Origin of the sequence: Paenibacillus allorhizoplanae (assembly GCF_927798215.1) — a bacterium.
GTDB classification, from domain to species: Bacteria; Bacillota; Bacilli; order Paenibacillales; family NBRC-103111; genus Paenibacillus_E; species Paenibacillus_E allorhizoplanae.
In genome coordinates this window covers 545,359-556,619 of the sequence record NZ_CAKMMW010000002.1, presented here as the reverse complement: position 1 = coordinate 556,619, position 11,261 = coordinate 545,359, and the positions used below count along the sequence as shown (strand labels likewise).

General features: G+C 44.5%; 9 protein-coding genes and 1 pseudogene. 6 read left to right on the top strand and 4 right to left on the bottom strand.

Annotation, left to right across the window (positions count from 1 at the left end; genetic code table 11):
- The first annotated feature begins 7 nt into the window (after positions 1-7).
- The 6 genes and pseudogenes from L6I86_RS05125 to L6I86_RS05100 all read left to right on the top strand — a co-directional run bounded on the left by L6I86_RS05125 (position 8) and on the right by L6I86_RS05100 (position 6,772).
- Positions 8-538: a type IV pilus modification PilV family protein gene (locus tag L6I86_RS05125; RefSeq protein WP_236285235.1), complete on the top strand. Its 531-nt coding sequence runs from the start codon at positions 8-10 to the stop codon at positions 536-538.
- Positions 539-544: 6 nt separating this feature from the next.
- A complete protein-coding gene (locus tag L6I86_RS05120; RefSeq protein WP_236285233.1) occupies positions 545-1,084 on the top strand; it encodes a PilW family protein in 540 nt (179 codons plus the stop codon).
- 26 nt (positions 1,085-1,110) lie between these two features.
- Positions 1,111-3,000, top strand: coding sequence for a hypothetical protein (locus L6I86_RS05115; RefSeq protein ID WP_236285231.1), 1,890 nt, complete (start codon positions 1,111-1,113; stop codon positions 2,998-3,000).
- A gap of 35 nt (positions 3,001-3,035) precedes the next feature.
- A pseudogene (locus L6I86_RS05110) lies at positions 3,036-3,386 on the top strand (response regulator); the annotation flags it as partial.
- Between the two features lie 1,313 nt (positions 3,387-4,699).
- Positions 4,700-5,479, top strand: coding sequence for a prepilin peptidase (locus L6I86_RS05105; protein WP_236285229.1), 780 nt, complete (start codon positions 4,700-4,702; stop codon positions 5,477-5,479).
- Positions 5,480-5,512: 33 nt separating this feature from the next.
- On the top strand, positions 5,513-6,772 hold the full coding sequence (locus L6I86_RS05100; RefSeq protein WP_056614139.1) for a methyl-accepting chemotaxis protein: 1,260 nt from the start codon (positions 5,513-5,515) through the stop codon (positions 6,770-6,772).
- Here the strand turns inward: L6I86_RS05100 and L6I86_RS05095 are convergent.
- The 4 genes from L6I86_RS05095 to L6I86_RS05080 all read right to left on the bottom strand — a co-directional run bounded on the left by L6I86_RS05095 (position 6,754) and on the right by L6I86_RS05080 (position 11,226).
- The gene (locus L6I86_RS05095; RefSeq protein WP_171628754.1) at positions 6,754-7,065 is read right to left on the bottom strand and encodes a DUF5658 family protein; all 312 of its coding nucleotides are present in this window, start codon (positions 7,063-7,065) and stop codon (positions 6,754-6,756) included. The two genes, L6I86_RS05100 and L6I86_RS05095, sit on opposite strands and share 19 nt — an antisense overlap.
- Before the next feature lie 32 nt (positions 7,066-7,097).
- Positions 7,098-7,991, bottom strand: a complete 894-nt coding sequence (locus L6I86_RS05090; protein ID WP_236285227.1) for a LysR family transcriptional regulator — start codon at positions 7,989-7,991, stop codon at positions 7,098-7,100.
- A gap of 158 nt (positions 7,992-8,149) precedes the next feature.
- Positions 8,150-10,195: a Fe(3+)-hydroxamate ABC transporter permease FhuB gene (gene fhuB / locus L6I86_RS05085; protein WP_236285225.1), complete on the bottom strand. Its 2,046-nt coding sequence runs from the start codon at positions 10,193-10,195 to the stop codon at positions 8,150-8,152.
- An 11-nt stretch (positions 10,196-10,206) separates the two neighbouring features.
- A complete protein-coding gene (locus L6I86_RS05080) occupies positions 10,207-11,226 on the bottom strand; it encodes an ABC transporter substrate-binding protein (RefSeq protein WP_236285223.1) in 1,020 nt (339 codons plus the stop codon).
- Between the last annotated feature and the right edge of the window lie 35 nt (positions 11,227-11,261).

Genomic DNA, 11,261 nt, shown 5'->3' with positions numbered 1-11,261 from the left:
ACTTACGGTGCGCCGCAATGAACGTCGGAAGCAAGCACAGCCAAATGAAGACGGTATGTCACTCGTGGAAATCTTGATTGCTGTGACGATTATGTCGATTATTAGTGTCACGTTGATGGGTTATTTCACCTCAGCTGTTGATAAATCCGCGCAAGAGAGCCGCAAAATTATCGGTGCCAACTTAGCTAGATTGAAAGCAGCTGAGCTGCGTGATTACTTCAAGAATGGCTATAAAGAGGCCATTGTGTCGCAGCTGACAAGCAGCCCCAAATTTTCTGGTGACTTATCGAGTAATGGATCGGAGCTAATGAAAGGCAGATTGGACTCAACGGAGATCAATGGTACAACGTATCGGTATTTGGTTGAACTTGAGAAGAGCTACGCTCGCTGGGAGGCTGCGGATCCGTTTCGTAATGATTCAGATGACTATTTGGCTCAAATGTTCGTTACTGTGTATTGGTCGAACGAAGATTCTCTCGATGCACCTTCAGCGAAATCATCAACGACACTCGATACGTATCTTATCAAAAGGTGGTAGCGCCAGATGCAGCGCAATGAGAAAGGGATGTCCATGATTGAACTTCTGGCTGCCTTGCTGATCGTTGGCATGGTAGCCTCCATCCTGTACTCTTTTATGCTAATGGGCGTGTCGATGTATAAACGAGTCACGATGGAAACCCAGATGCGTAATCAAGGAGACGGGTTATACAGTCAGATTATTTCGGAGTTGAAAGAAGCGATCTACGTTCAAGATGAAGGGACGGATAAGAAGATCATTCGTTATGCGAAAAAGAATGATGACCCGAACATTTATATTGATCTCTATGAAATGGAAGTCATACCGAATCCAACTGGCGGAGGAAAAATCGAAATTAGGGAAGCTGGAACGAATGTTGTTAAACGTGTTTTCCAATTAGGAAGCAATTTTACCATTCAAGAAGGCAGCTTAAGAGAAGCGAGTCAAAATCATGACCGTGTTCAAGTAACGCTTGAGTATGCCAGAATTAATGCGAATCAGTTTAAGTTAGCAGATAACCCCAAGCTGGTCATTAATTCGCAAATCCCACTATTCCGTAATGAATAAATGTACCGGATTGGAGGAGGCATGTTTTGAACTCTAGGAAAGAAGACTATAATGGCCTCCAGCCGAGGAAACGGAATGAGGAAGGCTCAGCGCTAGTCATTGCTTTACTTGCTGTTGTTTTAATGACCATGATGGGTCTCATCCTCATGAGTGTACTTCGTGGAGGCGCTATTCAAGCAGCCACAACTGAGTCAAGAGTTCAAGCGGAGGCGATCGCACAGAAAGGGCTGGATGATACACTTGCCCAAATCCGCAGAGCCGTTGCCAATGGTGAAACGATTGGGGGAACGAACTATCGGAATCGCATTCGCAATGTAGAGAATCAACTGGTGTTGATGCTTCCATTTATTGATAAGCATGTAGGTGATTCTCATCATTCAAATGATAAGAACGGGGAAGTCGTTGAAGCGAAGAAAGGGACTTATCAAGTCGATATTGTTCTTGCAGAGCCCACGAATCCAGAATCACCGACGAAAAAGCCTTTGGCAATCCCAGACGCTCCGTACGTTCGCAAATTCACGATAACTTCTCGAGGTATGATGGCAGGCACTCCCACTACCATTGTTACGAAAGAGATGACCGTTTATGTGAGTACGATTAACCCCGTGTTTCGATATCCCGTCTCATCGGGAGGTGATTTGATACTTAATGGAACACCTTCGATTAAAGGAGATATCTATGTAGCCAAACATTTGTATGTTCGGGATGAGGCTTTATTTACAGGCACAACCAGCGGTACAAATCGAAGTAAATATGGGATTCAAACAGGACGCCCTGAGATTCGCGGTTTTATTCGAGTCGACGGAGACAGCGATACTATAGCGCCAGGGAAGTTCAATTTTACCCGATCGGATGGATTAACTGAATTTCCGCCGCTCACACAAACAAGTGAATTTGTGCAACCCGACTATTTTAGACCGCAATATTTTCCGTTAGAAGATCCAACCCTAGATGCTGACGTTGAAGTAGATGTAGAAGGGGTTGTCACTAGTAAAACACAGACTGATTTAGCAGCCAAGTTATCAGCTTTAGGTGGGTATTCAGCCCCGGATCCAGCCATTATTGAATTGCCGCCATTGTTTCAAGATTTAACAATAAGTAAGCTGTACAACGATCAATGGGTAACTGTTGATGGTGAGGTAAATGTATTTGATGAAGCATCAGCCACGAATGAGGCCGACCTGTTCATTAATAATGGTGTGCTTACCATGGCGAATGACGCATCGAAACTCAAACTGAAGAATGGTTCCCTTTATGTGAAGTCACCTGATCCTAATTTAGTAGCGGCGGATCTCCGAGGCGAACTTTCGGTGGAACCAGGGAAATTCTTAGCTATTGATGGCAATGTGACATTGAATAATGGATTCCGTTTTCCAAATGGCACGATGTATATCAAAGGTGATCTGAAGATCATTGGAAATGTATGGTTGCAAGGTACCGTGTATGTACAGGGGAACGTTGAGTTAAAGCAGATGACCTCTATTAATAAAAACACAGAGGAGACTCCAGACCCTTCCTTAACACCGCTTATTGTTGTCGCCTCGGGGGAGATCGTTCTGGGTAATAGCACAAATACGGATGATGAGAATGTCCGCGCTTTCTTCTACACGAAGCAAGGAATTCGCTTATATGGCGTCATTTCGAAGATGAGGCTGACTGGCGGTATACATGGTGGTGCAGGAGGTGTAGAACTTAATGCAGTGAGAGGTGAACTGACTACAGGTGGAAGCTCCGTTTCTAAGTATCAAGGGAGTGCACCCTGGAGTAGAGAAGTACCTGAAGTGCAATTGGACAATTCAAAACCATCAAGGCTTCAGATTTTCTATGATGATAATCTCTATGATAAACCGCCAGACGGCATCCCGACGACAGACAATTTTAACGTGTTTGTGAAAAACGTCAAATACATCAAGTAACTACAGATTAACCATTCTGGAAGGAGGTACCTTCAATGTCATTCCAAATCCTAGTCGTTGACGATACGAAATTTATGCGGAAAATGTTGACTGATATTTTGAAGCAATACGGTCATGAGGTGGTCGGAGAAGCAGAGAATGGTAGACAGGCTGTACAGAAGTATGAGGAACTTCAGCCTGATATTGTTCTGATGGACATTACGATGCCCGAAATGGATGGAATTGAAGCGATGAAGGAAATTCGTAAACTCAATCCATCGGCAGTCGTTCTCATTTGTTCGGCTATGAGTCAGCAGGATCTCATCTCAGATGCATTGAAAGCTGGTGCAAATGGCTATGTGATGAAACCTTTTAAACCGAATCGCGTGAATGAAATCGTTCGGAAATATGGTGTTCCGCGCGTTATAGGCCATCTCATACCACAAGACATGCAGCGCACGGAAGCTGTCGTCGTAGAAATCGAAGTTGTAGAGGCGACGGTTGGGATAGAGGAATTGGAATTACATGCTAAGTTAGCCGAAGGTGCTACCGCCCCAGAAGCAAGTTTGCATGCCGTTGATCAGGGATATGCAGAGCCGGAGGAGCTACATGTTACGAAGCAAGATGAGGAGATCTTGAATGAAATCTCGTCGAGCAGCGAGTCCAACCAATCCAATCACGAACTAGCAAATAAGCTGATTCATGAGGAAGAGCAGATTCCTGAAGTCGTTGAACTCCAACAAACTAGTGGTGAACCAGAGCCTGTACAAGAACCAGAATCAGAACCTGAATCAGAACCAGAATCAGAACCAGAATCAGAACCTGAATCTCAAATTAAGAATTACGTCGCGGAGGAAAGGAAAGTTACAGGCAAACCTGCTCAGGTTGTCAATGCACTGGAAGTTCTGCTCGCGTTTGCCGAGGTAGAGGAGTCTAAGGTTGCTATGGATTCCTTGGATACCATGCACATGCCTGAACAACCACAGACGACAGAAGAAGAGGATCGTCTCCTGGAAATGGAGAGGCTAGCCGCTGTGATGCAAGGCGACTTGGAACTTGAATGGCAGCTGGAGCAACAGCAAATGCAAGAGCAATTGCAACAGCAAGAAGCAAGCGTTATAGCGAATGAAGACCCATTAATAACGGAGAACTACTCGATCGCAGAGGAATCAGTCGAAACTAATGAGGAAGATACAAATTCGAGCTCAATGGAACTTAGCATAGATGACCTCAATGAGATCACTTTAGAGATGGAATCTTTAGAATCCACCTATGAAGTGAAAGATCCAGCCAAAGAAGTTCCAGTATTCAAAGAAGGAGTTCCCGTAAGCATGTCTTCTAAGTCACAAGAAGCGGTTGACGTGAATAAAGTTGGCTTTAAAGCTATGAATGGCGGAAAGATCATTAATTTATTCAGGGGGACTGGACCAATGAAAAATTTCACAAGCAGTGTAATGTGTAACTGGAGCGAGGATTTGAACGGCGAGATGTCTCAATACTTGGTTGTTTGCACGGAAGCAGAGAACAAAATTGAGATTGATATGACAACCGCAAGTGGGCAAAAGCAATCCATAACAGTTACCATTGAGAGTTTTAATCAATTAGCTGCTTGGCTTCAGGTTCAGTTGGGGACTGCACCCGTAAGCAATCGTGAGTATGCAAAGAAAGCAGATTTCTAATTACATATTGCTAAGGGAAGACATCTAGAGGGGGTTAGGCAATGGGGTGGGAAGCATGGAGTTACACAATTCTATTGTTCATCGTGGGTGCTTTGTTCGGTTCATTCTTTAATGTCGTTGGGCTTCGGGTACCGAAAGGTATATCCGTCGTTGCCCCGCGATCTAGCTGCGGAGGTTGTGGGCGCCAGCTTAACGCGATTGATTTAATTCCGATCTTGGGATGGTTTATCCGAAGAGGGAAATGTCACACATGCGGATCACCAATATCCCCTGTGTATATCGTTGGAGAGTTAGCAGGAGGTATCCTATTTGCCTCCCTTCCCTTCGTGGTCAGCGAAAATGAACTGTGGATTGCTTATCCACTTGTATCTGTGCTTCTCATCCTGACAGTGAGTGATTTGGCCTACATGCTCCTGCCCAACAAAATCATTTATCCAGCCATGTTGCTATTTACGGGATTGCGATTATTCATTCATCCATTGCCAATTTGGCACTATGCGTTGGGATTCGTCATTGGAGGGGGCACACTGCTTGCTGTGTCTCTGGCTGCAACTTGGATGGGGAAGCCGGCTATGGGCTTTGGAGATATTCGATTGATGGCTTTAGTAGGACTCGTCATGGGAATCAAGCTCGTGCTGTTATGCATATTTCTGTCGGCGCTGCTTGGCAGCGTCATCGGTGTGGCTCTAATCGCCTCAGGTAAACTGGATCGGCGTTCACCAATTCCCTATGGTCCTTTCATCGCTGTTGCTGGTTTCATCTGTTTTTGCTTCGGAGACCCATTGATGACGTGGTATATGGACCTCATCGTATGGCAGTAAAACTACATTTTGTAAAAGAGAGGTCGGACTCCTATGAACTGGTTTCTAGCTCAGTCGTTTCGTGCTAAGCTTCAGCTCGGTTATTATACTGTTGTTGCTTTCTACACAATTATTATCCTCATTCTGATGTTAACGGCAGATGTATCCATCATTTTTGCATTATCTTCGTCACTTATTCTCATGGTGTTCAGCTTTCCTTATGTGCGTTTCTTGGAAAAGGCGTTAACAGAGCCCATTGATAACGTAACGCGTGTCGCAATGAATATTGCCAAAGGAGACTTCACACAAACCGTGGATGCTTCCTCCAAGGATGCGCTAGGAGATATGGGACGCTCTTTTAATGCTATGATCGTGAAATTGAAGGAACTGCTGAATGAAACGGCTTCGATTTCGAAGCATGTAGCAGACTCAAGTCGTGATATCTATCATAAAAACGAAGGTATTAACACGATGATCGTGGAAGCTACAGGCTCGGTCACATCACTTGCTGAGGGAGCTAATGAGATTTCATCTGGTGTGTTTAAGAGCTTTTCCGTCGTCAAAGAAATCGAAACCAAAATCACGGATTATGTGGATTCTACACATGAAATGAATAATCGTTGCGGACAAACGCTCGATCTTGTGAAAAAAGGAATGAGAGCGGTAGAAAGTCAATCCGAGAGTGTTTCTCATATCGTACTTGCGACAAGCAACGTATCTGGGACGATTGATGATCTAGTAAAAGAAGCGGCTGGAATTTCCTCCATTACACGTACGATCTCCGAAATTGCCGAACAAACGAACTTGCTTTCCTTGAATGCATCTATTGAAGCAGCGCGTGCAGGCGAGCACGGACGAGGGTTCTCTGTTGTAGCGCAAGAAGTTCGTAAGTTAGCTGAAGAGTCATCCAAATCGGCCAAGAGCGTTTTCCATATGGTACATAATATTGAAAATAGCATTAAAATGGCCCAGAAAAATATTCAGATCAATGAGGAAATTGCCCGCCGGCAGACAGAGTCCATTGAAGCAACAGAAAAAATATTCGGTGAGATGGTTGAAAGTATTCAATTCATTACGCAGCGTATGAGCGAGTTTACAGGAGAAAGTCAGAAGATGTTGAATGCAGCCCAGTTCATAACAGGTACCATGGAAAATATTTCAGCGATTACCCAGCAATCAGCAGCGGGTACTGAGCAGGTATCTACATCGATGGTACAACAAACACGTTCCGTCAAAGCTGTTGTTATTCAGTCCGAGCAAATGCTTCGTATGGTAACCCAATTGCAGCGCACGATTCAGATATTCAAGCTTTGAGAGAATGAAGTTGAGATCCAGTAAGCATGCAAGAGGAGAATACCTAAATAAATAACGGTAGATAGTCGGAATAGATTGTTGATGAGCAGTCGTTTGCCTACTTTTGCTGCAATAAAGAAGAGAGAAAGGGGGAGTATGATTTTAATCCCATAGAAGGCAATGTAGCTATGTTCATACAGGAAAGCCATAATCGGATTAGCCTCGCCAATCAATTGCAACCGGAGACCCATATCTGTTAGTCCTGCATCCATTAAACTAGCAATACACAGGAAAATAATTAAATTACGACTCAAAGGGACCACTCCTTTTGACATTGGAGGTTATGCTAACGTATCGTTTGCATAACCTCTTTCATTGTGGAGATAAAGGCTTCTGCAGCTTTGGAAATATATCGACCTTTGCGATAAGCAATAACAAGCTTGCGTGTGGGTCTGCCCTCTAAGATGACATTTACGGGAGAAAGCTCATGTAAACTTCTTTTGGAAATTAAGTATGGGACGAAAGCAATCCCCATGCCAGCAGCAACGAGCGATTGGACGGTTTCCATATTACTCGATTCAAAAACAATATTCGGTGTGAAGCCAGCTTCCTGGCACAGATCAAGGGTCAGCTTTCGGAAACCTTGTCCTTTTTTCAATGCGATGAAGGCTTCCTTTTCCAATTGCGAAATTCGTATCGGCTCTTTGCTGGATGCTAATGGATGCAGCGGCGGAACGGCTAGTATAATTTCTTCATCTAATAACGTCTCATAGACGAGTGATTCTTCACGTAATGGTAAGGATAGAAGTGAAATATCTGTTTGACCATTGACGGTTAAGGTCTCCAGGTTGGATGAAGTTTCTTCGACGAGCGAAATTTCAATATCCGGATAAGCTGCCTGAAAGACAGGTACCACGTATGGTAAAATAGTTGATCCTGTAATTGGCATACTGCCGATCACTAAGCGGCCTTTCTTCATTTGAGAAATGTCTTCCATTTCTTTTTTGAGCCCTTCGATCATATCGAGAATCTTCTGTGACTTCTCCACAAACAGAGAACCCGCGTGGGTCAACTCAACGGAATTCGTGCTACGTTGAAATAAAAGGACGCCGAGTTCCTTCTCTAGTTTTGACAATTGCTGGCTCAATGAAGGTTGGGCTATATGTAACTTCTCCGCTGCACGTGAGAAATTCCGTTCTATGGCGATCTGGATGGCATACTGTAATTGACGTAATTCCATGCGAAGAAGTGTCTCCTTTATAGTTGTCTTGAAGGTTATCATATCAAGCTTTGTGGGGCGAAACAAGCTGGACATAGGAATAAATAACCATAAAGGGCAATGACGACTGGTTTCATCCAGTTTCATTGCCCTTTATGGTTAATTTTGGTTAATTAACGCTATTTGCGAACAGTGCTTCTATACATGAGGAATAATAGATACGGAGCGCCAATGATTGCTACAACGATACCTGAGGGAATCTCTTTGGGGATAAGTATCGTTTTACCAATGATATCAGCACCTGTAAGCAATATTGCGCCTAGAATGGCCGAAAGGACAACAGATTTCTGGTGATGTTGCCCCAAGAATAGACGTACTGCGTGTGGGGCGAGTAAGCCGATGAAACTGACGGTGCCGACACATGCAACAGCAATGGCAGCAACCAACACACCGATTATTGCCGAGATAAGCCTTGTTTTCTGCAACTTTAGGCCTAGTCCGAGTGACACGTGGTCACCAAAGGCTAACAGATCTACACGACGACCTAGCAGCCATGCACTTGGAAGTAAAATGACTGTTGTGATCAGAAGTTGGATGCATTCCTTCCATCCTCTAGAGTAAGTACTGCCAGCCAACCATGTTAATGCAGGAGCAGCACCGAGCTGCGATTTAATAACAAGAAATTGGATGACAGCCGAACCAAGTGCCGAAACGGCGATCCCAATAAGAATGAGGACTACGGGATTCAGCCCTTTTTTCCAAGCGAAGGCATATACACTTCCTGCAGAGAGGAGTGCGCCAATGATGGCACCAACGGGTATCCAAGCACCAGGAGCAGATGGCCAAATGGTTAGGACCAATAGAGCGCCCATCCCAGCACCTGAGGTGACACCAACAACGGAAGGATCCGCGAGCGGGTTACGAACCGCACCTTGCATCATAGAGCCTGCGACAGCTAAAGAGGCACCTGCGAGAGCGGCAACGAGAATGCGAGGAAGACGCAAAATCAGAATAACATTGCGAGCCATTTCTTCACCTTGGCCTGTTATTACAGCGATAACTTCAGCGAAAGGTATTCTCAGGGCTCCAGCCGTCAATCCGTATAGGAACAAGAAAACTAAAGCGATGCTAGATACGATAACAAGAAGGGGATACGGGATTTTACTTCCGACATAACCGACACTCATTGAGCTGCTTTCAGCAGAAGATTTCATTCTGGAGCCACGAATGGCTAGCCAGATTAACCATGGAGCACCTAATAAAGCGGTAACAGAACCCGCGGGTAGCTCTCCGAGTGTACTTCGAAACATTTTGGCAACTAGATCCGCACTAAGTAAGACGACAGCACCCCAGAGGGCACTACCTGGGATCAAGAGTCGGTGACGTTGTAACCCTATTAAACGGACTAGATGAGGTGCGATTAGGCCGATAAAACCTATGGGTCCTACCACGCTTACTGTTACACCAGCAAGCAGTATGGCCGAGGCAAGGGCTACGATCCGAACCATATTCACATTTTCACCTAGTGAAACAGCGGTTTCCTCATTTAAAGCAAGCATATCCAGTTTCTGACTAAAAAGAAAAGCTACGACAAGACCAATGAATATCCAAGGTAGTGCATATTGGACACCTTGCCAATCGTTCTGTCCTAACGCACCTGATCCCCACATAAATAAGCCATTTGTTTCATTCTCATACATAATTTGCAGACCACTGGTGAAGGCAGATAGTACTAGCGTTACGATCATGCCTGCAAGTGCCATGCGAAGTGGTGAACTTTTGCGACCTCCTGACATGAAATAGGCCATGAACGCAGCGCCGCACGCACCTAATAACGCAAGAAGCAAGGAATGATCTGACTTAAGTGCAGGGAAAAATACCGCCGCCAAAACGATAATGAAGTACGCACCAGCATTCAGGCCAAGTGTTGATGCGGAGGCCAGGGGATTGCGGGTGACTGTTTGTAGCAGTGCTCCTGCAACAGCAAGAGCAGCACCTGCAAGCATACCAATGACAGCACGCGGCATGCGAAGCCCCCGCACCATATGATGGTCGGGGGTATCTTGTGGAGATATCAAAGCTTGGATAACCGTATGAACAGTTATGTTAGCTTCTCCTTGTGTCAAATTGAGGAAAAGGAGAAGGCAGAGTGCAAACAGTCCGCCTCCAAACACAAGAAGTGATTTCCATTCGATATAAGCGAAACGGATAGTTTTCGATTTCATCGCGGATTGGATCATTTTGTTAATGCAGTTGCAGCAAGCTCAGCGAACACTTTAGCTGATAATGGACCACCAAACGTCCATGTATTACCAGGTAGTTTGAAAGTCTTGTTTTCCTTCACAAAAGCAAGACCTTTCCAAACGGCATTGTCTTTCAATTGTTTCTCAAATACATTGTCATTATCTTGAACGATGTAGAAGAAGTTCGCATTTTGCACCGCTGGTAAAGCTTCAACAGAAGCTGTTGAGAATCCGTAAAGTTCAAATTTGCTTGATTTGAAGACGTTTTTCAATCCGATACGTTGCAGAATTTGAACAACCATGGAGTTGTCAGTGAACATACGAAGATCTGCATTGTTTTGGTTACTAAATGCTTGTGTTAATGCGAATTCGGCGCCATCTTTTTTCGCAGTTGCTAATTTCGCTTTCGTATCCGCAAAAGCTTTGTCAAGATCAGCTACGACTTTGTCGCCTTCAGCTTTCTTACCTGTAACATCTGCAATTGTCTTGAATGTCGTTAACATGCCTTCAAATTGATCGCCTTTTCCTTCAGCCGGATAAGATTCAAATACGATAGTTGGGGCGATTTTGGAAAGTGCTTCATAATTTTTACTCGAACGCAATGTGCTTGTGATAATAAGATCTGGCTTCAAGCCTGTAATCGTTTCTAAGTTAGGCTCTTGACGAGTCCCCACATCAACAACGGAAGCATCAAGTGCAGGCTTCACATTGACCCATGTGTTGTAACCTTTCGTATCAGCTTGACCAACAGGTTGAATTCCTAGAGCAAGTACATCCTCGGTATAAGCCCATTCTAATGTAACAATGCGTTTCGGTGTACCTTTAATTGTAGTAGTTCCTAGTGGATGTGTAATTGTTTTCACTGCATCTGCTGCAGGTGTAGCAACTGCTGATGCTGCAGGCTGAACAGATGAAGCTGGAGTAGGTGTAGAAGTTGAAGTTCCGCAAGCTGCGGTAATAAAAAGTAACATGAGTGAAAGTGAAAAAGTAACTGGTTTTATAAAGTTTCGCACAATAAAATCCCCCTGATTGGTATGTATTCAAATGA

Bases quoted from the DNA above. Each gene is read 5' to 3' on its own strand.
- L6I86_RS05120 (WP_236285233.1), top strand. From the start codon at position 545: ATGCAGCGCAATGAGAAAGGGATGTCCATGATTGAACTTCTGGCTGCC.
- L6I86_RS05105 (WP_236285229.1), top strand. From the start codon at position 4,700: ATGGGGTGGGAAGCATGGAGTTACACAATTCTATTGTTCATCGTGGGT.
- L6I86_RS05100 (WP_056614139.1), top strand. From the start codon at position 5,513: ATGAACTGGTTTCTAGCTCAGTCGTTTCGTGCTAAGCTTCAGCTCGGT.
- L6I86_RS05090 (WP_236285227.1), bottom strand. From the start codon at position 7,991: ATGGAATTACGTCAATTACAGTATGCCATCCAGATCGCCATAGAACGG.
- fhuB (WP_236285225.1), bottom strand. From the start codon at position 10,195: ATGAAATCGAAAACTATCCGTTTCGCTTATATCGAATGGAAATCACTT.